Here is a 21,613-nt window from a genome sequence, read left to right on the forward strand (position 1 = left end):
GTCAGGCCTCCTTGTTTTCTGCGGGCGCCTCGGCCGGGGCAGCCGAGCCGGCGCGGCCGGTCTCGGTGCTCGTGGCCGTGGTGCCCTGGGCGCCGGAACGACGCGGCCGACCGGCGCCACGCTCGCGGCGCGGGCCACGGTCGCCACCGCCGCGGTTGCTGGACTGGGCGAACTGGTCGGACTCGCGACGACCGCCGACGACGTCACCCTTGTAGATCCACACCTTGACGCCGATGCGACCGAAGGTCGTCTTGGCCTCGTAGGTGCCGTAGTCGATCTCGGCACGCAGGGTGTGCAGAGGGACGCGTCCCTCGTGGTACCGCTCCGAGCGGGACATCTCGGCGCCGCCGAGACGACCCGAGCAGACCACCTTGATGCCCTTGACCTGGGGCTGACGCATGGCCGACTGGATGCCCTTACGCATCGCGCGGCGGAACGCCACGCGGTTCGTGAGCTGCTCGGCGATGCCCTGGGCCACCAGCTGGGCGTCGGCCTCGGTGTTCTTGATCTCGAGGATGTTGAGGTGGACCTGCTTGCCGGTGAGCTTCTCGAGCTCGCCACGCAGGCGGTCGGCCTCGGCGCCACGACGACCGATCACGATGCCCGGGCGGGCGGTGTGGATGTCGACGTGGACCCGGTCACGGGTACGCGAGATGTCGACGCCCGAGATGCCGGCCCGCTCCATGCCCTTGGACAGGAGCTCGCGGATCTTGATGTCCTCGGCGACGTAGTCAGCGTACTGCTTGTCGGCATACCACTTGGACGTCCAGTCCGAGGTGATGCCGAGACGGAAGCCGTGCGGCTGGATCTTCTGTCCCATTTAGCGGGCACCTCCCTGGTTGCGACGTCCCCGGCCGGCACCGGCCTTGTCGGGCACGCTGGTCACCTCGATGGTGATGTGGCTCGTGCGCTTACGCACGCGGAACGCACGACCCTGTGCACGCGGCTGAAACCGCTTGAGCGTCGGGCCCTCGTCGGCGTACGCCGTCGAGACGACCAGGGTCCGGGGATCCAGGTCGAGGTTGTTCTCTGCATTGGCGATCGCAGAGGCCAGGACCTTGGCGACGGGCTCGCTGGCGGACTGCGGGGCGAACCGCAGCGTGTTCAGCGCGTCGGCAGCGTCCTTGCCACGGATCAGGTCGATCACGCGACGCGCCTTCATGGGCGTGACGCGGACGAACTTCGCGGTCGCGCGGGCCGTCAGGTTCTGATCGGCCTGCTGCTCGTTCTGCTGGGTATCAGTGCTCATCGACGCTTACTCTTCCGATCGTCCTTGATGTGCCCCTTGAACGTGCGCGTCGGCGCGAACTCGCCGAGCTTGTGACCCACCATCGAGTCGGACACGAACACGGGCACATGCTTCCGGCCGTCATGAACGGCAAACGTGTGTCCGATGAAATCGGGCAGGATCGTCGAGCGACGCGACCAGGTCTTGATGACCTGATGAGTGCCCTTGTCGTTCTGCACGTCCACCTTCGCGAGGAGGTGTTCGTCGACGAACGGACCCTTCTTGAGACTACGAGGCATCCTAGTTTCCCTCCTTAGCGCTTCTTGCCGGTGCGACGGCGACGGACGATAAGACTGTCACTCGCCTTGTTGGGCTTGCGGGTACGTCCCTCAAGCTGTCCCCACGGGCTGACGGGGTGACGTCCACCGGACGTCTTACCCTCGCCACCGCCGTGCGGGTGGTCGACGGGGTTCATGACCACGCCACGGACGGTCGGGCGAACGCCCTTCCACCGCATGCGGCCGGCCTTACCCCAGTTGATGTTGATCTGCTCGGCGTTGCCGACCTCGCCGATCGTCGCCCGGCAACGGACGTCGACACGACGGATCTCGCCGGAGGGCATACGCAGCGTGGCGTAGGCACCTTCCTTACCGAGAAGCTGGATCCCGGCGCCGGCCGCGCGGGCCATCTTGGCGCCGCCACCCGGACGCAGCTCCACGACGTGCACGACGGTGCCGGCGGGGATGTTGCGGAGCGGCAGGTTGTTGCCGGTCTTGATGTCGGCGTTCGCGCCCGACTCGACCTTCATGCCCTGCTTCAGGTTGCGCGGGGCCAGGATGTACCGCTTCTCACCGTCTGCGTAGTGCAGCAGGGCGATGTTGGCGGTGCGGTTCGGGTCGTACTCGATGTGCGCGACGGTGGCGAGCACGCCGTCCTTGTCGTTGCGACGGAAGTCGATGACACGGTACTGGCGCTTGTGCCCACCGCCCTTGTGGCGGGTGGTGATACGGCCGTGGCCGTTACGACCGCCGGTCTTGCTCAGCGGGCGCAGCAGCGACTTCTCGGGCGTCGAGCGGGTGATCTCGGCGAAGTCCGAGACGCTCGAGCCGCGACGACCGGGGGTCGTGGGCTTGTACTTGCGGATAGCCATGAGGTTCTCTCGTCCTTAACTCTTCCCGCCGTCAGGCGGTCAGACCCGGGATCTCGATGGGCTTGCTGTCGGCCGCGAGGGTCACGATGGCGCGCTTGGTGCTCTTGCGCTGACCGAACCCGGTGCGGGTGCGCTTGCGCTTGCCCTTACGGTTTGCGGTGTTGACGGAATCAACGGTGACGCCGAAGATCTCCTGGATGGCGATCTTGATCTGCGTCTTGTTGGCGTCCGGCGCCACCAGGAACGTGTACACGCCCTGCTCGAGCAGGCCGTAGGCCTTCTCGGAGACGACCGGGGCGAGAATCACGTCCCGGGGATCGGCGACTGTGCTCACTTGTCGGCCTCCTTCGCAGCCTTGCCGGCGAGGATGCGACCCGCCTGCGTGACGAACGCGTCCAGAGTCTCGACCGTGAACACGACGTCGTCGGCGTTGAGGACGTCGTAGGTGTTGAGCTGATCCGGAGCGATCGGGTGGACGTGATCGAGGTTGGCGACCGAGCGCCACGCAGCGAGGTCCTCACGACCCACCACGATCAGGAACTTCTTGCGGTCGGACAACGACGCCAGGAACGTCCGGACGCCCGAGGTCGACGGCTTCTGCCCCTCGATGAACTCGGTCACGACGTGGAGCCGCTCGCTGGCAACCCGGTCGGACAGGGCTCCGCGCAGGGCGGCGGCCTTCATCTTCTTGGGCGTGCGCTGCGAGTAGTCCCGCGGCTTCGGACCGTGGACGGTGCCACCGCCGGTGTACGCGGGTGCGCGGGTCGAGCCCTGGCGCGCGCGGCCGGTGCCCTTCTGACGGAACGGCTTGCGGCCACCGCCGCGCACCTCGCCACGGGTCTTGGTCGAGTGGGTGCCCTGACGTGCGGCGGCCAGCTGGGCCACCACGACCTGATGCATCAGCGGCAGGTTGGGCTCGACACCGAAGATCTCGGCGGGGAGCTCGACGGCACCGTCGGTCTTCCCGGCCGGAGTACGGACGTCGAGCTTGAGGTTCACGGTCTTCTCCGTGGTGGTCATGCGCGCGCACCGCCCTTCACTGCGGAACGGACCATCACGAGGCCGCCGTTGCGACCGGGGATGGCACCCTTGATGAGGAGGACGCCGGCCTCGGCGTCGACCTTGTGGACCTTGAGGTTCATGGTGGTGACCCGCTCGTTACCCATGCGGCCAGCCATCTTCTTGCCGCGGAAGACGCGACCCGGGGTGGCTGCGCCACCGATCGAGCCCGGCTTGCGGTGGACGGCCTGGGTACCGTGCGACGCGCCCTGACCGGCGAAGCCGTGACGCTTCATGGTGCCGGCGAAGCCCTTGCCCTTGGACGTTCCGGTGACGTCGACGAAAGCGCCGTCCTCGAACACGTCCGCGCCGAGCTCCTGGCCGATCTCGAAGCCGGCGGCCTGCTCGGCGTTCTCGAGGCGGATCTCCGCGACATGGCGGCGCGGGGTGACCCCGGCCTTCTCGAACTGACCCGCGACAGGCTTGGTGACCTTGCGGGGGTCGATCGCGCCGAACGCGATCTGGACGGCGTTGTAGCCGTCGGTCTCTTCGGTACGAATCCCGGTGACGACGCACGGCCCGGCCTTGACGACGGTGACCGGAACCACCCGGTTGTTCTCGTCGAAGACCTGGGTCATGCCGAGCTTGGCGCCCAGGATGCCCTTGATCTCGGTGTTACTCATCTGTTCACTGTCTCCGCTGCACGTTGCTTGCTGACCGCTACGCGGTCGGAGGTCACTGGATGTTGACGTCGACGCTGGCAGGCAGGTCGATACGCATGAGCGCGTCCACGGTCTTGGGCGTGGGGTCGAGGATGTCGATCAGCCGCTTGTGGGTACGCATCTCGAAGTGCTCACGCGAGTCCTTGTACTTGTGCGGCGAGCGGATGACGCAGTAAACGTTCTTCTCGGTGGGCAGCGGCACCGGACCGACGACGCGAGCGCCGGTACGGGTCACCGTCTCGACGATCTTGCGCGCCGAGGCGTCGATCGCCTCGTGGTCGTAGGCCTTGAGCCGGATGCGGATCTTTTGTCCCGCCACTTCGTCCTCTTCTCCTCCCGCCCGTGAAGGCGGCTGTCGTGAGCGCCCTCGCCTGGCGGGGACACTGCTGTGTTCGCTTGTCATATGTGACACCGTCAAACCGTCTACCACCCGGTCTCGTGCATCGGTGCCCGTCGTGGAGGTCCCCGGACGCGCGGCCATAGGCGCAACACGACTCAGGTGATCCAGAGGACGGGATGCCGCTCCCCGCTGGGCGAAGAAGACGGCGGACCGATCCGCTGCCGCTGTTGACGTGTCACGACGCGTCCACGCGGTCGGGCGTGTCGCCCTCCCACTTTTCCGGCGGGTGATCGCTCACCCGCCACGGTCGTGCTCGCCCGGCCAACCCGGCCCCTGGCGCGAGTAGAATTTACCCGCGTTCGGACGCCGCCTTGTCCGGGCAACTTCACCAGTATGCCGCACGGTAGCGCGCAGAGCAAAATCGCCCGGGACAGACCCGATACAGAGGTGCCCACCGACGCTGGGGGACCCCGCCCCGGCCCCGGTATCGTCGAAACGAGAATCGACCTGTCGAGCCTGACCCGAGGAGCTCCCCCCGTGAACACCCGCCGCGAACCACGTGATCCCGCCGCCTACAAGAGGGACCGTCGTCAGGCCGTGCTGCGTCATCACCCGGACAAGGGCGGCGACCCGGACGAGTTGCTGCGGGCCCTCGAGGAGGTCGACCGGAGGCACGGGGTCATCGGCTCGGCACGCGGTGAACATTCCGCCTCGGCCGAGCAGGTCGCCGCGGTGGCGGTGACCGCGCTGGCCGGCGTGGCCGCGATCGGGCTCTCCGTGGCGATGAGCGTGCTCGGACGTCGCCGGTGACCATCTGTCCGTCCGACCCGCCGGAAGCCGACAAATAGAGTAAGGGGCGCCCCGCCTGAGCGGGGCGCCCCTTACTATCTGGTCCGGTAACTTCACCCGGTCCGCGAGGTCAGACGATCACTTGATGATCTTGGTGACCTGTCCGGCGCCGACGGTGCGGCCACCCTCACGGATCGCGAAGCGCAGGCCCTCGTCCATGGCGACCGGCTGGATGAGCTCGACGCTCATCTCGGTGTTGTCGCCCGGCATGACCATCTCGGTGCCCTCGGGGAGGGTCACGACGCCGGTGACGTCCGTGGTACGGAAGTAGAACTGCGGACGGTAGTTGTTGAAGAACGGCGTGTGGCGGCCGCCCTCGTCCTTGGACAGGATGTACGCCTGGCCCTCGAACGTGGTGTGCGGGGTGTAGGCGCCCGGCTTGATGACGACCTGGCCGCGCTCGACGTCCTCACGCTTGAGGCCACGGACCAGCAGACCGACGTTGTCGCCCGCCTCGCCGTAGTCGAGCAGCTTACGGAACATCTCGATGCCCGTGATGGTGGTCTTGGTGGCCTTCTCCTTGATGCCGATGAGCTCGACATCCTCGTTCACGTTGATCTGGCCACGCTCGATACGACCGGTGACGACGGTGCCACGACCGGTGATGGTGAAGACGTCCTCGACCGGCATGAGGAACGGCTTGTCCGTCTCGCGCTCGGGATCCGGGATGGAGTCGTCACAGGCCTGCATGAGCTCCAGGACCGAGTCGACCCACTTCTGCTCGCCCTCGAGAGCCTTCAGGGCGGAGATGTGGATGACGGGGGCGTCCTCGTCGAAGTCCTGCGAAGCCAGCAGCTCGCGGACCTCCATCTCGACGAGCTCGAGGATCTCCTCGTCGTCCACCATGTCGCACTTGTTGAGCGCGACGAGGATGTACGGAACGCCGACCTGACGGGCGAGCAGCACGTGCTCACGCGTCTGGGGCATCGGGCCGTCAGTGGCGGCCACGACCAGGATCGCGCCGTCCATCTGGGCGGCACCGGTGATCATGTTCTTGATGTAGTCGGCGTGACCGGGGGCGTCGACGTGCGCGTAGTGACGCTTCTCGGTCTGGTACTCGACGTGGGAGATGTTGATCGTGATACCACGAGCCTTCTCCTCCGGCGCCTTGTCGATCTCGTCGAACGCGAACGAGTCGTTGAGGTCCGGGAACGCGTCCGCGAGTACCTTGGTGATGGCCGCGGTGGTGGTGGTCTTGCCATGGTCGACGTGACCGATGGTGCCGATGTTAACGTGCGGCTTCGTCCGCTCGAACTTCGCCTTCGCCACTTGATGTCCTCCTGGACTGGTCTGTCCCCACTTCGGGTAGTGGGCACTGCTTTGTGTGGATTGATCTTACTCATCGTGCCGTGGGGCACGAACCGGCGGCCACCCGGAGGTTCGACCGTGCGCCGCCGGCATCGGCCCCATCCCGCCACGAGAGCGGAACGGGACCATACCGGTTACTCGCCGGTCGCCTTGGCGATGATCTCCTTCGACACACTCGCCGGAACCTCGGCGTAGTGGGAGAAGACCATCGAGTAGTTGGCCCGGCCCTGCGTCTTCGACCGGAGGTCGCCGACGTAGCCGAACATCTCGGACAGCGGCACGTTGGCCTTCACGACGCGGGCGCCGGAGCGCTCCTCCATCGCGTTGACCTGGCCGCGGCGGGAGTTGAGGTCGCCGATCACGTCGCCCATGTAGTCCTCCGGCGTGGTGACCTCGACGGCCATCAGCGGCTCGAGGATCACGGGCTGACACTTGCGTGCGGCCTCCTTGAAGGCCATCGAGCCCGCGACCTTGAACGCCATCTCCGACGAGTCGACCTCGTGGTAGGCACCGTCTACGAGGGTCGCCTTGACGTTGACCATCGGGTACCCGGCCAGGATGCCGTACTGCATGGCGTCCTTGATGCCCGCGTCCACGGAGGGGATGTACTCCTTGGGCACGCGGCCACCGGTGACCTTGTCGTCGAACACATAGGTCTCGCCCTCTTCGACGGCCTCCTGATCCAGGGGCCCGAGAGCGATCTGCACCTTGGCGAACTGACCGGAACCACCGGTCTGCTTCTTGTGGGTGTAGTCGAACTTGTCGACCGAGCCCTTGATGGTCTCGCGGTAGGCCACCTGCGGCTTACCGACGTTCGCCTCGACCTTGAACTCCCGCTTCATGCGGTCGACCAGCACGTCGAGGTGGAGCTCACCCATGCCGCCGATGACGGTCTGACCCGTCTCGTCGTCCAGACGCACGGTGAAGGTCGGATCCTCCTCGGCGAGCTTCTGGATCGCGGTGCCCAGCTTCTCCTGGTCGGCCTTGGTCTTGGGCTCGATGGAGACGTCGATGACCGGGTCCGGGAACGTCATCGACTCAAGGACGACCTGGTCGTTCAGGTCACACAGGGTGTCACCGGTGGTGGTGTCCTTGAGTCCGATGAAGGCGTAGATGTTGCCGGCCACGGCCTCCTCGACCGGGTTCTCCTTGTTGGCGTGCATCTGGAAGAGCTTGCCGACGCGCTCCTTGCGGCCCTTGGTCGAGTTGGCGACCTGGGTGCCCGGCTCGACTCGACCCGAGTAGACGCGCACGAAGGTGAGCTTGCCGAAGAACGGGTGCACGGCGATCTTGAACGCGAGCGCCGAGAACGGCTCGTCCTTGGACGGCTTGCGCAGGATCTCGGTCTCCTCGTCGCCGACCTTGTGGCCGTGGACCTCGCCGACGTCCAGCGGGGTCGGGAGGAAGTCGATGACCGCGTTGAGCATGGGCTGGATGCCCTTGTTCTTGTACGCGGAGCCACACAGGACCGGGTAGATCTCCGAGTTGACCACGAGCTTGCGGATCGCGGCCTTGATCTCGTCGATGGTCAGCTCTTCGCCGCCGAAGTACTTCTCCATGAGCTCTTCGTCGGTCTCGGCGACCGTCTCGAGGAGCTTCTCGCGGTACTCCTCGGCCTTCTCCTGCAGGTCGGCCGGGATGTCCTCGATCGAGGCGGCGCTTCCGATCTCGGTCTTGCCACGCCAGAAGTGCGCCTTCATGGTGAGCAGGTCGACGACGCCGTCGAACGCGTCCTCAGCACCGATCGGGAGCTGGAGGATCAGCGGCTTAGCACCGAGACGATCGACGATCGTCTGGACGGTGTAGTAGAAGTCCGCGCCCAGCTTGTCCATCTTGTTGACGAAGCAGATACGGGGGACGTCGTACTTCTCGGCCTGGCGCCAGACCTGCTCCGACTGGGGCTCGACGCCCTCCTTGCCGTCGAAGACCGCGACGGCGCCGTCGAGCACGCGCAGCGACCGCTCGACCTCGACCGTGAAGTCGACGTGGCCCGGGGTGTCGATGATGTTGATCTGGTTGTCTTCCCAGAAGCAGGTGACCGCGGCGGAGGTGATCGTGATGCCACGCTCCTTCTCCTGCTCCATCCAGTCGGTCGTCGACGCGCCGTCGTGCGTCTCGCCAGCCTTACGGTTGACACCCGTGTAGAACAGGATGCGCTCGGTCGTGGTGGTCTTACCGGCGTCGATGTGCGCCATGATGCCGATGTTGCGGACCTTGTTGAGGTCGGTCAGCACGTCCTGTGCCACGGATTCTCCCCGATCGTGAGTCGTCGGTGGCCCGTGCGGTCGGTGTCGACCGTCCGAACCGGGTCATTGTGTTGATTCCGGCTGCGCACTCTCAGCGAGGCGAGACGGGGCTTGGTCAATGATGCCACCAAGTGGGCGGCTGCGGGACCCTGGACGGGGGGTCTTGACGACGCCACCCCGCCAGGGGCCCACCGAGTCACCAGCGGTAGTGCGCGAACGCCCGGTTGGCCTCGGCCATCTTGTGGGTGTCCTCGCGGCGCTTGACCGCGGCACCCAGGCCGTTCGAGGCGTCCAGGATCTCGTTGGCGAGCCGCTCGATCATGGTGTTCTCACGACGCTGCCGGGAGAAGGTGACCAGCCAGCGCATCGCGAGGGTGGTGGAGCGTCCGGGGCGCACCTCGACGGGCACCTGGTAGGTGGCGCCGCCGACGCGACGGGAGCGGACCTCGAGGGCCGGCCGGACGTTGTCCAGGGCCTTCTTGAGGGTGATGACCGGGTCGGTGCCAGTCTTCTCGCGGCAGATCTCCATCGCGGAGTAGACGATGCGCTCGGCGGTCGTCTTCTTGCCGTCGAGGAGGATCTTGTTGACGAGCTGAGTGACCAGCGGCGAACCGTAGACCGGGTCGCTGATGAGCTGGCGCTTGGGGGCGGGACCCTTACGAGGCATTACTTCTCCTTCTTGGCGCCGTAGCGGGAGCGGGCCTGCTTGCGGTCCTTCACGCCCTGCGTGTCGAGCGAGCCACGGATGATCTTGTAACGGACACCCGGGAGGTCCTTCACACGACCACCGCGGACGAGCACCATCGAGTGCTCCTGGAGGTTGTGGCCCTCACCGGGGATGTAAGCGGAGACCTCGACGCCGGTGGTCAGGCGCACACGGGCGACCTTACGGAGCGCGGAGTTCGGCTTCTTGGGGGTCGTGGTGTACACACGCGTGCACACGCCGCGACGCTGGGGCGAGCCCTTGAGGGCAGCCGTCGACGTCGCCGACTTCTTGTCCTGGCGGCCCTTGCGGACCAGCTGGTTGATGGTTGGCATGAACCGACTTTCTCTAGCTGGAGGCCACCGCTTTCACTGGCGACCACCGGTCACTGGGACGTTGCTCGTATCCGGACTCTCGAACACCCGTCGCCGCGCACGGGCGACCTCGTCAGCCGCTCTCGCTGGCCTACAGGGCACGATCCTCCAGCTCGCATACTGCGAGCACGATGGTCAAGCCTAACCGGCCTGGGGATACCGGGTCAAAATGGGCCGCGGTTCCCCACGGCCGGGTGGGATTTTCCGGCTTCGTCGAGGACCTCGTCCATCGTCTGCGCCCAGAATCGGATGATCTTGTCACGACGCCCGGAATCGTCGGAGAGTACGTCGGCCAGGCCGAGGCCACGCGCGAGATCGAGGGTCGCCTGCAGCGCCCGGCGGACGCGGGCGTCCGAGGGGTCGCGCTCGAGAGCGGCCGCGGCGATGCCGAGGACCTCGCGCGACATCGCGGTCTCCAGGGGAAGCACCCGGTCCGCGAGTGCGGGATCGCTGGCGGCCGCCGTCCACACCTGCAGTGCGGCCTTGAACAGGTCGGAGGTGTAGTGCTCGACGATCAGTCGCACCACCGCGACGGTGCGGTCCGGCCCGGGCTCCGGGAGTTCCAGCCCGACGGCGCGCACGCTCTCGACACGCTGCTCGATCATGTGCTCGAGAGCGGCGGTGATCAGGTCCTCGCGGGTCGGGAAGTGGTGCTGGGCTGCGCCCCGTGAGACGCCGGCGGCGGCGGCCACCGCGCCCACGGTGGTCGCCGCCCAGCCCTGCGTCGCGAGGAGATCGATGGAAGCACCGAGCAACCGCTCCCGCGTGATGCGGCTGCGGTCCTGCTTGGGGACGCGCTGCTCGGGTCCCGTCATGTCTCCTCCTGTTACCAGTCCTGCTCGTCGTAGATGATGACGCCGCGTATGTTCTTCCCGTCCCGCATGTCCTGATAGCCCTGGTTGATGTCCTCGAGCCGGTATGTCGTGGTGATCAGTTCGTCGAGCTTGAGGTTGCCCGCACGGTACTGGTGCAGCAGATGCGGGATCTGCTTGCGCGGGCCGGTGCCGCCGAAGATGGCCCCCTGGAGGGTCTTCTGCTGCATCGCCAGATCCAGGATGGAGATCTGTGCGTCGACCGCGGTCATGTCGCCCAGCCCCACCACCACGCAGCGCCGCCCCTTGCCGGTGAGCAGGAGGCCGGGCAGCAGATCTTTGCCCTCGACGACGCCCATGGTCAGGATCACCAGATCAGCCATTCTGCCCCAGCTGATCTCCCCCACCAACGCCATGGCCTCATCCATGGAGGCACAGGTGTGGGTGGCGCCGAACTCGAGCGCCTTCTCGCGCTTGAACTCGATCGGGTCGACGGCCACGATCGCGCGGGCGCCCGCGGCCGCGGCGCCCTGTACCGAGTTGATGCCGATACCGCCGACACCGACGACGACGACGACGTCGCCCTCCTTGGCGCCGCCGATCTCGGTGGCCGATCCCCAGCCCGTGCAGACGCCGCAGCCGAGGAGCGCGGCCTTGTCGAGGGGGATGTCCTTCTCGATCTTGATCACCGAGGACTCGTGCACGGTGACGTGCGGCGCGAAGGTGCCGAGGACGCACATCGTGGCCACGTCCTCGCCGTCGGCGGTATGGACGCGGTAGCCGCCGTCACTGATCGCACGGCCGCTGAGCAGGCCGGCGCCGTTGTCGCAGAGGTTCTGCAGCCCCTCCGAGCAGGGCGGGCATGTGCCGCAGGCGGGGATGAACGCCAGGACTACGTGATCGCCCTCCTCCAGCCCCCGTACGCCCTCGCCGACCTTGGTGATCACGCCGGCGCCCTCGTGCCCGCCCATGATCGGGTACGACTCGAACTGCAGATCACCGGTGAGCAGGTGCTCATCTGAATGGCACAGGCCGGAGGCGGCCAGCTTGATCTGGACCTCCCCGGCCTTCGGGTCGTCGATGTCCACCTCGACGATCTCCCAGCCGTCCTGCTTGGGTTCGCGGATGATGGCGGCCTTGGTGCGCATGCGTGTACTCCTCGATGAGAGACGACGGTGAAGGCGGTGCTGGTCGTGTGACCAACACCACACTTCACGCTACTCCGCGTCCGCCGCCCAGGCAGGCGATCTGCGTTCGAGGAATGCGGTCATCCCCTCGGCCACCTCCGGGGTCGTGAACAACCGGGCGGTGATCCCGGCCAGCTCCTCCCCCCGGGCGTCGAGCTCGGCCAGCAGCGGCGTGGCGAGCAGCGCCTTGTTCTCCGTCAGCCCCTGCGGCGAGCACGGGCGGAACGAGGCCACCAGCCGGTCCACGGCGGCCGGGACGTCCTCCGGGGCCTCGGTGAGCAGGCCGATGGCCCGGGCGTGCGCGGAGTCGAACTTCTCCCCCGTCAGCAGTGCCCGTGCGAGATCGCGGGGGCTGACGCGCGCTGCCAGGGGCACCGAGATCATCGCGGCGGCGAGCCCCAGCCGGACCTCGGTCAGCGCGAACGTCGACGAGCGCCCGGCGATCGCGAGGTCGCACGCGGCGACCAGGCCCATGCCGCCGGCCCGCACATGGCCGTCGACGGCGGCGATCACCGGTTTGGGGTGGGCGATGATCGCCCGCAACAGTCCCAGGAAGACCCTGGTCCGTTCGGCCGCCTGCTCCTCGGGTCGGCCGGTGCCTCCCGAGGCCTCGGAGAGGTCGGCGCCGGCGCAGAAGGTCCCGCCGGTGTGCCCGAGCACCACGACGCGGGCGGCGTCGTCGCCCGCGGCACCGTCGAGCGCGGCGTGGAGTTGCTCGATGAGCGCGGTCGACAGGGCGTTGCGGTTGTGCGGTGAGTCCAGGTCGATGCGCGCGGCGCCGGCCCGGACCTCGTAGCGGACCACCGTCTGCTCGGCAGGGGCCGGCCCGCCGGCGTGCGTGTCACTCATGGCCGCCACCTTCAGTAGCTCTTCGGCAGCCCGAGCGAGTGCTGCGCGACGTAGTTGAGGATCATCTCCCGGCTGACGGGGGCGATGCGGGGCAGTCGGGACGCGGCGAGCATCCCGGCGAGCCCGTACTCCACCGAGAGTCCGTTGCCGCCGAGGGTCTGGATGGCCTGGTCGACGGTCCGGGCCGACACCTCTCCCGAGGCGTACTTGGCCATGTTCGCCGCCTCGCCGGCCGCCTCGTCCATGCCGGCGTCGACCAGGGCCGCCGCCTTGCGCATCATCAGTCGCGCGAGTTCGAGCTCGATCTTGCACTGGGCCAGTGGGTGGGCGACGCCCTGGTGCGCGCCGATCGGCGTCTTCCACACCGACCGCTCGTTCGCATACCTCGTGGCCTTGTCCATCGCGTAGCGCGCGGTCCCGCAGGCCATTCCGGAGGCCATGATGCGCTCCGGGTTGAGGCCGGCGAAGAGCATGAGCAGCGCGGTGTCGCCGTCGCCGATGAGCGCGTCGGCGGGGAGGCGGACGTCGTCGAAGAACAGCTGGAACTGCCGTTCGGGCGTGCGGACCTCGGTGGGGATGTGAGCCCTCGTCAGGCCCGGGGCGTCGGTGGGGACCATGAACAGCGCCGGTTCGAGGCGGCCGGGGGTGGACCCCTCGAGACGGGCGACGACGAGAACCGCATCCGCCTGGTCGACACCCGAGATATAGGTCTTCTGCCCGCTGAGCAGGAAGTCGGCGCCGTCCCTGCGCGCGGTGGTCGTGATGGCGTGGGAGTTGGATCCGGCGTCGGGCTCGGTGATCGCGAAGGAGGTGATGGTCTCCCCCGACGCGATCCCGGGCAGCCACCGCTGCTTCTGTTCCTCGGTGCCGAAGCGCGAGATGATCGTCCCGTTGATGGCCGGCGAGACCACCATCATGAGCAGCCCGGCGCCCGCGGCGGACAGCTCCTCCTCGACGATGGCCAGCTCGGTCATGCCCGCGCCGCCCCCGCCGTATTCTTCGGGCAGGTTGACGCCCAGCAGGCCGAGCTTGCCGGCCTCGGTCCACAGTTCGTCGGTGGTCTCGCCGGCGTCGGATTTCTCGCGCATGTACTCCAGGCCGTAGCGCGAGCCGAGGTCGAAGGCGACCTTCCGGAGCTGGGCCTGCTCGTCGGTGTCGATCACGGGGTTGGGGACGGTCGAGATGTCGGTCATCGCGGTCACTCCTGTTCGGTGTCGGTGCTGGTGTCGGTGCTGGTGTCGACGCCGGGTTCGACGACGACGGCGAGGATGGTGCCGGATTCGACCTGCGTGCCGACCTCGACGGGCAACTCGGTGACGATGCCGTCGATGGCCGCGGAGATGGTGTGTTCCATCTTCATGGCCTCCATCCAGAGCAGTGGCTGACCTGCTGTGACCGTGTCCCCGACCGAGACCGCGACGCGGATGACCGAGCCCGGCATCGGGGCGAGCAGCGATCCTGCGGCGACCTCCGCCGACGGGTCGGTGTAGCGGGGCGGTTCGACGAGCGAGACGGGCCCGAGCGGGGAGTCGACCTCCACGCGCGAGTCGGCCCCCGGGGTCTCGTACCGGGCAACGGCGAGAGTGCGGTGAACCCCACCGACCCCCACGACGAGCGAATCGGCGGTGGCGTCTCCGATCGTCACGATGCCGTCGAGGTCCTCGGCGGCGGGGCGGACACCGGCGCGGTCGCGGAGGTAGGCCACCTCGAGTTCGTCCTCACCGACCCGGTAGGTGCGGGTCTGCAGCGAGCGGCCGACGTTGCGGAATCCGGCCGGGGCGAGCGCGACCGGACCGTCGGCGTGATCCGCGGTGCCGGAGACGATCGCGGCGGCGAGTGCCGAGATGCGTACGGCCTCGTCGTCGGCGAGCGGGGCGGCGAGTTCTGCGGTGCCGTGGTCGTCGAGGAATGCCGTCGACAGATTGCCGGCGAGGAACTCGGGATGGCGGAGCACGCGCACGAGCTGGGCCCGGTTGGTGGTCGGCCCGTGGATCCTGGCACGGGCGAGTGCCCCGGCGAGCGAGGTGCAGGCCTCGGTGCGGGTCCGGCCGTAGGAGATCACCTTGGCCAGCATCGGGTCGTAGTGGACGCCGATGAGCGTGCCGTCCGGTCCCGGCTCCACGCCGCTGTCCAGCCGGATCCCCGGCCTGTGCGGGCCGGAGAACCGCGAGGTCACACCGGGCACCTGGAGCGCCCACAAGACGCCGGAGCCGGGGCGATAGTCGTCCGCCGGATCCTCGGCGTACAGACGGGCCTCCAGCGACCAGCCGTGCGTGGCCGGGGGCTCGGCGGCGGACAGCGGCAGACCCGCGGCCACGTCGAACTGCAGCGCCACCAGATCCAGACCGGTGGTGGCCTCGGTGACCGGGTGCTCCACCTGCAGGCGGGTGTTCATCTCGAGGAAGAAGAACTCACCACCGTCGGTCGCCAGGAACTCGACCGTCCCGGCGCCGGTGTAGCCGATCGCGGTCGCGGCATCCCGGGCCGCCTCGAACAGCTTCGCCCGCATCCCCGGCGTGCGCTCGACGAGCGGGCTGGGCGCCTCCTCGATGACCTTCTGATGGCGGCGCTGGATGGAACACTCGCGCTCCCCCACCGCCCAGACGGTGCCGTGGGCGTCGGCCATGATCTGGACCTCGATGTGCCGGCCGCGCTCGAGGTAGCGCTCGCAGAACACCGCGTCGTCGCCGAACGCCGACTTCGCCTCACGCCGGGCGGCCGCGATCTCGTCGCGCAGTGAGTCGAGAGTGCGCACGATGCGCATCCCTCGCCCGCCACCTCCGGCGGAGGCCTTGACCAGGACCGGCAGGAGGTCCTCGGTGACGTCGTCGGGCTCGAGGTCGGTGAGCATGGGCACGCCCGCCGCCGCCATCATCTTCTTGGCCTCGATCTTGGAGCCCATGGCCTCGATGGCCTGCGGGGGCGGTCCGACCCAGGTCAGGCCTGCCGCCATGACGTCGCGGGCGAATCCCGCGTTCTCCGACAGGAACCCGTATCCGGGGTGGACGGCATCGGCGCCCGCGGCCAGGGCCGCCTCGATCACCAGGTCACCGCGCAGGTAGGTCTCGGCTGGGGTGTTACCGGGCAGTCGCACGGAGGCGTCGGCCTCGCGGGCGTGCGGCGAGTCCGCGTCCGCGTCGGAGAACACGGCGACCGTCGCCATGCCCAGTGACCGGGCGGTGCGGTGGACGCGCCGGGCGATCTCGCCGCGATTGGCCACGAGGACGGAGGTGACCGGCGGTGTCGTCGTCGTTGTTGTCGGGTCTTTCGGAGATTTCTGGGCGGGCTGGGCGGGACTGGTGGAGCTCATGGTCTGGTTCCTCACATCCGGAAGACGCCGAAGCGGCTCGTGCCGGCGACTTCAGCGGAGTGGATCGCGGACAGGCTGAGTCCCAGCACCGTCCTGGTGTCGCGGGGGTCGATGACGCCGTCGTCGTAGAGCATCCCCGACAGGAACGCCGGCAGTGACTCGGACTCGATCTGGTCTGCGATCGCCGTCTTGAGGCCGTCGATGGTCGCGGGGTCCATCTCCTCACCCCGGGCCGCGGAGGCCGCGGCGGCGACGGAGGTGACCACGTCGGCGAGCTGTTGACCGCCCATGACGGCGGATTTCGCGCTCGGCCAGGTGTAGAGGAACCGCGGATCGAAGGCGCGGCCGCACATGCCGTAGTGACCCGCGCCGTACGAGGCCGCGGTGATCAGCGACAGGTGCGGGACCTCGGAGTTGGAGACCGCGTTGATCATCATCGCGCCGTGCTTGATGATGCCGCCGCGCTCGTACTCCGATCCGACCATGTAGCCGGTGGTGTTGTGCATGAACAGCAACGGGGTGTCGTAGCGGTTGGCCAGCTCGATGAACTGCGTGGCCTTCTGCGCCTCCTCGCTGAAGAGCACGCCGCGGGCGTTGGCGATGATGCCCACCGGGTAGCCGTGGATCTCGGCCCACCCGGTGACGAGGCTCGCGCCGTACAGCGGCTTGAACTCGTCGAAGTCCGAGCCGTCCACGATGCGGGCGATGATCTCCCGCGGGTCGAACGGGATCTTGAGATCCTCGGGCACGATTCCGAGCAGTTCGTCGGCGTGGTGGAGGGGTTCGAGGACCTCGGTGCGCGGGGCCCTCCCGGCCTTGGTCCAGTTGAGCCTTCGGACGATGCCCCGGGTGATCCGTGCGGCGTCGGCCTCGTCGGCGGCGAGGTGGTCCGCGAGCCCCGAGACCCGCGCATGCATGTCGGCGCCACCGAGCGTCTCCTCGTCGGCGATCTCACCGGTGGCCGCCTTGACCAGCGGCGGGCCGGCCAGGAAAACCTTGGAGCGTTCCTCGATCATCACGACGTGGTCGCTCATCCCCGGCACGTACGCGCCGCCGGCGGTGGAGTTGCCGTAGACCACGGCGATGGTGGGGATGCCCGCCTTGGACAGGCGGGTCAGGTCACGGAACAGGCCGCCGCCCGGGACGAACACCTCCTTCTGCGTGGGCAGGTCGGCGCCGCCGGATTCGACGAGGCTGATGACCGGGAGCCGGTTCTTCATGGCGACGTCGTTGAGCCGGAGTATCTTGCGCAGGGTCCACGGGTTGGAGGTGCCGCCCTTGACCGTGGGGTCGTTGGCGACGAGGAGGCACTCGACGCCGGAGACCACGCCGATCCCGGCCACCACGGAGGCGCCGGTCTGGAAGTCCGAGCCCCAGGCGGCGAGCGCGCACAGTTCGAGGAACGGCGACTCGCGGTCCAGGATCATGTCGATCCGTTCGCGCGCGGTGAATTTGCCGCGCTCGCGGTGGCGGGCGACCTTGCGCTCGCCGCCGCCCGCCAGTGCCGGTTCGAGATCGGCGGCGAGCTGGTCGAGCTTGGCCTCCATGGCCTGTCGCGCCGCGCCGAACTCGGCGGTGGTGGTGTCGATCGTGGAACGCAGGATTGTCATGCGGTGTACCCCAAACGTCGTCCGGCGAGGGTGGTGAGGATTTCGGTGGTGCCTCCGCCGATGCCGAGGAGTCGGACATCGCGGTACTGGCGGCTCACCTCGGACTCGGACATGAATCCGAGTCCTCCGAAGAGCTGCACCGCCTGGTTGGCGACCCATTCGGCGCACTCGACGGCGGTGTTCTTGGCGAAGCAGACCTCGGCCACGGCGTCGTGCCCCGAGACTGCGAGGTTCACGCAGTGGTGGGTGTAGGTGCGGGCGAGGTCGATGCGGCGGGCCATCTCGGTGACGGTGTTCTGCACGGCCTGCCGGGACAGCAGCGGTCGACCGAAGGTCTCCCGCTCGCGGACCCAGTCCAGGGTCAGGTCGAGGCACCGCTGCGCCTGCGAGTATCCCTGGCAGGCCAGGGCCGCGCGCTCACTGACGAAGCCGATCGCGATCTGGGCGAAGCCGTCGTTCTCCGCGCCCACGAGATTGGCCACCGGTACGCGGCAGTCGGTGAACGTGAGCTCGGCGGTGTCCGAGGCGCGCCAGCCGAGCTTGTCGAGCGGCTCCGAGACTTGGAATCCCGGGGTGTCCGTCGGGATCACCAGCAGGCTCACCCCGGCGGCGCCCGCGAGTTCCCCGCCTCCGGTGCGGACGGCGGTGACGACGAAGTCGGCGCGCGTGGCGGAGGTGATGTAGGTCTTGGCGCCGTTGACCACATAGTCGTCACCCTCCCGTCGCGCGGTGGTGGTGAGGTGACCGACGTCGGAGCCGCCGCCGGGCTCGGTGATGGCCAGGGAGCCGATCAGCTCGCCGGCCAGCGTGGGCGTCACCCACCGTGCGATCTGGTCGGGCCGCCCGGACTGGGCCAGGTGCGGCACCGCGATGCCGCAGGTGAACAGGGAGGCGAACACGCCACCGGAGACGCCCGCCTCGTGGAGCGCCTCGCACACCACGAGGGAGTCGATCGCGTCGCCGCCACCACCACCCACCTCCTCGGGGAAGGAGACCCCGAGCAGGCCCAGCTCGCCGGCCGCGCGGTGCAGCTCCCGCGGGATCGCGCCCGCCGCCTCCCACTCTGCGAGATGGGGCAGGATCTCCCGCTCCGCGAAGCGGGTCGCGGTCTCGCGGAGCGCGAGTCGCTCGTCCGAGTACCAGGGGTCCCCGGGGACATGGGGTGGGACGGCGGGAGCGGCGCGGCGTGGGACGGCGGGGGCGGTTTTGCGAGGAACGGTCACTTGTTCTCCTTCATGGCGGCCGCCGGGGAGGCGACGGGGGCGGGGGCGACGACGGAGTCGGGCACGTCCACGACGCGGGAGCGCAGCCATTCGCCCAGCCCCTTCGCCTGCGGATCCCAGCGGTAGCCGTGCGCGACGCCCTTGCCGAGCAGCCCGTCGATCACGAAGTTCACCGCATGCAGGCGCGGCAGCTCGTAGCGTTCGATCGGCAGGTCGGTCGCCTCCGGTAGCAGGCGGCGGACCTCGTCGACGGTGAGCGTGGCGAGCATCCACCGGTAGGACTGCTCGTCGCCGGCCCACAGCCCGATGTTGGCGGTGCCGCCCTTGTCTCCCGACCGCGCGCCGAGGACGTCGCCCAGGGGGCGGGCAGTCGAGGGGCCGGCCGGGTCCTGCGGGGCCAGCGGACGGCCGACGGAGTCGAGTCCGTCCGAGGCGTGGCCGTCGCCCATCTCCGCCGTCTCGGCGGGCGGGTCGATGTCGACGCTGGTGCCGTCCGGGAGCACGGCGATGTGGGGAACCGCCTTCTGGTCGAGGTAGGCGGGGATGTACACGCCGTAGGGCGCTCCGCGACCGGGCGGGCCGCTCGGGGTGGCCCCCGGGTAGCTCGCCAGCGTCATGGCGACCGCCGCGTCGGTGAATGCCCGGCCCACAACGTCCTTGTCGGGGTCCCAGCCGACGATGGTGAGCATCGCGGTGGCCGCGGCCTGTGTGTCGGCGTCCGGGTGGTCGGTCCGATGGAGGCGGAACTGCAGGTCCGCGGGCTCGCGTTCGAGTCCCGCGCGGAACTGGCGCTCCACCAGAGCGGCCTTGTCCTCGATGTCCAGGCCGGTGAGCAGGAAGGTGATCTCGTTGCGGTGGCCGCCGAGGCAGGTCACCGACACCTTGGTGTCCGGCGGCGCGGTCTCGCCGCGGACCCCGGAGATCCGGACGCGGTCCGGCCCATCCTGCTCGAGGCGGGCGGTATCGAGTCGGGTCACGACGTCGGGGCCGCCGTAGCGGGCGCCGGTGACCTCGTACAGCAACTGGGAGGTGACGGTGCCGACGGTGACGGCGCCGCCGGTCCCGGCGTGCTTGGTGATGACGGAGCTACCGTCGGCCGCGATCTCGGCGATCGGGAATCCCGGGGAGACGGGGTCGGCGATCTCACCGCGGTTGAAGAAGGCGTAGTTGCCGCCGGTGGCCTGGGTACCGCACTCGATCACGTGGCCGGCGGCGGTGGCACCGGCCAGCGCGTCGAGGTCATGCCTGGTCCACCCGAAGTGGCTGATCGCGGGGCCGACGATGACGGAGGCGTCGGTGACGCGCCCGGTGACGACGACGTCGGCGCCGGCATCCAGGCACCGGGCGATGCCGAACGCCCCCAGGTAGGCGTTGGCGGTCACCGGGAAGCCGGCGTCGGCCGGGAGGTCGAGCTCGCCGACGCGGTCGATGAGGTCGTCGCCGTGGACGTACGCGACCTCCGGCTGCAGGCCGAGACGCTCGCCGAGCTCGCGGATCGCCGCTGCCAGCCCCGCCGGGTTGAGGCCGCCGGCGTTGGCGACGATCTTGACCTTCTTCTCCAGAGCGAGCGCGAGGCAGTCCTCGAGCTGGCGGAGGAAGGTCTTGGCATAGCCCAGCTCGGCGCTCTTCATCCGGTCACGGCCGAGGATGAGCATGGTCAGCTCGGCGAGGTAGTCGCCGGTGAGGACGTCGAGCTGGCCGCCTTCGAGCATCTCGCGCATGGCCGAGATGCGGTCGCCGTAGAAGCCGGACATGTTTCCTACCCGCAGGGGGGCGGGGGTGGGGTCGACGCTCATGCCCGCGCTCCCTTCTCGCGGCCCCCGCCGGGCAGACCGGCGAAGGCCTGGGCGATCCGCAGCCAGCCCTCGGCGTCGTCCCCCACGGCTTCCAGGGCCGTGTCCTCGCGGTGGACGCGCTGGGTGACGAGGAGGCAGAAGTCGAGCAGGGGCCCGCTCACGCGCTGACCGGCATCGGCGGGGCCGAACTCGACCACCGTGCCGTCCGCCTGCGTGAGGGCGACGTGGATCTCGCTCGCGGGCGCCTCGAGGCCGTTCATCGCATAGGAGAAGCCGCGGGTCCTGAAGCCGAGCCGGGCCACGTGGGGCATCGCCGCGAGGAAAGCGGGTTCGTCGGTGACGGGGACACCGATCGCGTCGGCGACGTCGACGCCGTGCGCCCAGGTCTCCATGATCCGGGCCGTGGTCATGGATTTCGGCCGCATCGGCGGCCCGAACCAGGGGATCTTCCCGCCGGGATCGGCGGCCTTGAGCTCGTCCGCCAGTTCCCCCCGGGCCAGGCGCCACCGTGCCAGGACCTCGTCGCGACCGGTCGACGCGATCTCCTCGGCTCCGGCGTCGACGAACCCTGCCGGGTCGGCCATGGCCTTGTCCACGATCGTCTGGAATGCGTCGGCGTCACGGATAGCGGATACCGAGACCTCGTCCGTCCAGGCCAGGTGGGCGATCTGCATGGCGACGTCCCAGCCCTCGGCCGGGGTCTCGGCGTTCCAGTGGTCGGTGCCGGCGGCCTCGACGATCTCGTCCAACCTGGCGTTGAGCGCGGCGAGGGCCGCGTGTGGGTCCTCGGTCTCCGTGGTCTGGGGGGTGGTCATGGGCATCACGATCCCAAACCGCCGCAAATAAAGCAAGCATGATTGCTTGCTAATTCTCGACCGTCCTGACACTGTTTAAACAGTGACCCCGG

At 68.7% G+C, this 21,613-nt stretch carries 22 protein-coding genes; 1 reads left to right on the forward strand and 21 read right to left on the reverse strand.

Translation table 11 applies throughout. The features are described 5' to 3' along the window. Position 1: 1 nt before the first annotated feature. From rpsC to rpsJ, 8 genes are read right to left on the reverse strand one after another with little or no spacing between them, the layout of a single operon-like run. Complete coding sequence (rpsC, locus tag K3888_RS00260; protein WP_230928227.1) at positions 2-820, reverse strand: 30S ribosomal protein S3; 819 nt, start codon at positions 818-820, stop codon at positions 2-4. Further along, on the reverse strand, positions 821-1,249 hold the full coding sequence (rplV, locus tag K3888_RS00265) for a 50S ribosomal protein L22 (RefSeq protein ID WP_230928228.1): 429 nt from the start codon (positions 1,247-1,249) through the stop codon (positions 821-823). Further along, the gene (gene rpsS, locus K3888_RS00270) at positions 1,246-1,527 is read right to left on the reverse strand and encodes a 30S ribosomal protein S19 (protein WP_007628126.1); all 282 of its coding nucleotides are present in this window, start codon (positions 1,525-1,527) and stop codon (positions 1,246-1,248) included. The genes rplV and rpsS overlap by 4 nt, the downstream gene beginning before the upstream one ends. Before the next feature lie 14 nt (positions 1,528-1,541). After that, positions 1,542-2,378, reverse strand: a complete 837-nt coding sequence (gene rplB / locus K3888_RS00275) for a 50S ribosomal protein L2 (protein WP_230928229.1) — start codon at positions 2,376-2,378, stop codon at positions 1,542-1,544. Positions 2,379-2,409: 31 nt separating this feature from the next. After that, the gene (gene rplW, locus K3888_RS00280) at positions 2,410-2,712 is read right to left on the reverse strand and encodes a 50S ribosomal protein L23 (RefSeq protein WP_230928230.1); all 303 of its coding nucleotides are present in this window, start codon (positions 2,710-2,712) and stop codon (positions 2,410-2,412) included. Beyond that, entirely contained in the window at positions 2,709-3,398 is a 690-nt protein-coding gene (gene rplD / locus K3888_RS00285; protein WP_230928231.1) for a 50S ribosomal protein L4, read from the reverse strand. The genes rplW and rplD overlap by 4 nt, the downstream gene beginning before the upstream one ends. After that, positions 3,395-4,060: a 50S ribosomal protein L3 gene (gene rplC / locus K3888_RS00290; RefSeq protein ID WP_230928232.1), complete on the reverse strand. Its 666-nt coding sequence runs from the start codon at positions 4,058-4,060 to the stop codon at positions 3,395-3,397. The genes rplD and rplC overlap by 4 nt, the downstream gene beginning before the upstream one ends. A 52-nt stretch (positions 4,061-4,112) precedes the next feature. Next, positions 4,113-4,418 (reverse strand): 30S ribosomal protein S10, encoded by a 306-nt coding sequence (gene rpsJ, locus K3888_RS00295; protein WP_003938093.1) that lies wholly within the window; start codon positions 4,416-4,418, stop codon positions 4,113-4,115. Between the two features lie 558 nt (positions 4,419-4,976). Between rpsJ and K3888_RS00300 the strand changes: the two genes are divergently transcribed. Further along, on the forward strand, positions 4,977-5,249 hold the full coding sequence (locus tag K3888_RS00300; RefSeq protein ID WP_230928233.1) for a hypothetical protein: 273 nt from the start codon (positions 4,977-4,979) through the stop codon (positions 5,247-5,249). 117 nt (positions 5,250-5,366) lie between these two features. On the opposite strand, the gene tuf is transcribed toward K3888_RS00300, so the two are convergent. The 13 genes from tuf to K3888_RS00365 form a co-directional block, all read right to left on the reverse strand. After that, positions 5,367-6,557, reverse strand: a complete 1,191-nt coding sequence (gene tuf / locus K3888_RS00305; RefSeq protein WP_230928234.1) for an elongation factor Tu — start codon at positions 6,555-6,557, stop codon at positions 5,367-5,369. A gap of 173 nt (positions 6,558-6,730) precedes the next feature. Continuing rightward, positions 6,731-8,842, reverse strand: coding sequence for an elongation factor G (gene fusA / locus K3888_RS00310; protein WP_230928235.1), 2,112 nt, complete (start codon positions 8,840-8,842; stop codon positions 6,731-6,733). Positions 8,843-9,038: 196 nt separating this feature from the next. Beyond that, the gene (rpsG, locus tag K3888_RS00315) at positions 9,039-9,509 is read right to left on the reverse strand and encodes a 30S ribosomal protein S7 (protein WP_230928236.1); all 471 of its coding nucleotides are present in this window, start codon (positions 9,507-9,509) and stop codon (positions 9,039-9,041) included. Continuing rightward, positions 9,509-9,880 carry a 30S ribosomal protein S12 gene (gene rpsL / locus K3888_RS00320; RefSeq protein ID WP_182631374.1) on the reverse strand — a complete coding sequence of 124 codons (372 nt, stop codon included), beginning with the start codon at positions 9,878-9,880 and terminating at the stop codon, positions 9,509-9,511. The genes rpsG and rpsL overlap by 1 nt, the downstream gene beginning before the upstream one ends. Before the next feature lie 203 nt (positions 9,881-10,083). Continuing rightward, entirely contained in the window at positions 10,084-10,734 is a 651-nt protein-coding gene (locus tag K3888_RS00325; protein ID WP_230928237.1) for a TetR family transcriptional regulator, read from the reverse strand. A gap of 11 nt (positions 10,735-10,745) precedes the next feature. Further along, on the reverse strand, positions 10,746-11,879 hold the full coding sequence (locus K3888_RS00330) for an NDMA-dependent alcohol dehydrogenase (RefSeq protein ID WP_230928238.1): 1,134 nt from the start codon (positions 11,877-11,879) through the stop codon (positions 10,746-10,748). 69 nt (positions 11,880-11,948) lie between these two features. Beyond that, positions 11,949-12,767, reverse strand: a complete 819-nt coding sequence (locus K3888_RS00335) for an enoyl-CoA hydratase family protein (RefSeq protein WP_230928239.1) — start codon at positions 12,765-12,767, stop codon at positions 11,949-11,951. Positions 12,768-12,778: 11 nt separating this feature from the next. Further along, positions 12,779-13,960 carry an acyl-CoA dehydrogenase family protein gene (locus tag K3888_RS00340; RefSeq protein WP_230928240.1) on the reverse strand — a complete coding sequence of 394 codons (1,182 nt, stop codon included), beginning with the start codon at positions 13,958-13,960 and terminating at the stop codon, positions 12,779-12,781. 5 nt (positions 13,961-13,965) lie between these two features. Continuing rightward, a complete protein-coding gene (locus K3888_RS00345; RefSeq protein WP_230928241.1) occupies positions 13,966-16,077 on the reverse strand; it encodes an acetyl/propionyl/methylcrotonyl-CoA carboxylase subunit alpha in 2,112 nt (703 codons plus the stop codon). A gap of 11 nt (positions 16,078-16,088) precedes the next feature. Then, positions 16,089-17,687, reverse strand: coding sequence for an acyl-CoA carboxylase subunit beta (locus tag K3888_RS00350; RefSeq protein WP_230928242.1), 1,599 nt, complete (start codon positions 17,685-17,687; stop codon positions 16,089-16,091). After that, positions 17,684-18,910 (reverse strand): acyl-CoA dehydrogenase family protein, encoded by a 1,227-nt coding sequence (locus K3888_RS00355; protein WP_230928243.1) that lies wholly within the window; start codon positions 18,908-18,910, stop codon positions 17,684-17,686. The genes K3888_RS00350 and K3888_RS00355 overlap by 4 nt, the downstream gene beginning before the upstream one ends. After that, a complete protein-coding gene (locus K3888_RS00360) occupies positions 18,907-20,706 on the reverse strand; it encodes an acyclic terpene utilization AtuA family protein (protein WP_230928244.1) in 1,800 nt (599 codons plus the stop codon). The genes K3888_RS00355 and K3888_RS00360 overlap by 4 nt, the downstream gene beginning before the upstream one ends. Then, positions 20,703-21,521, reverse strand: a complete 819-nt coding sequence (locus tag K3888_RS00365; protein ID WP_230928245.1) for a TIGR03084 family metal-binding protein — start codon at positions 21,519-21,521, stop codon at positions 20,703-20,705. Before K3888_RS00365 ends, K3888_RS00360 begins: the two co-directional genes overlap by 4 nt. Positions 21,522-21,613: the final 92 nt, after the last annotated feature.

The sequence above is a fragment of the Dietzia aurantiaca genome (genome assembly GCF_021033825.1).
Classification (GTDB): domain Bacteria; phylum Actinomycetota; class Actinomycetes; order Mycobacteriales; family Mycobacteriaceae; genus Dietzia; species Dietzia aurantiaca.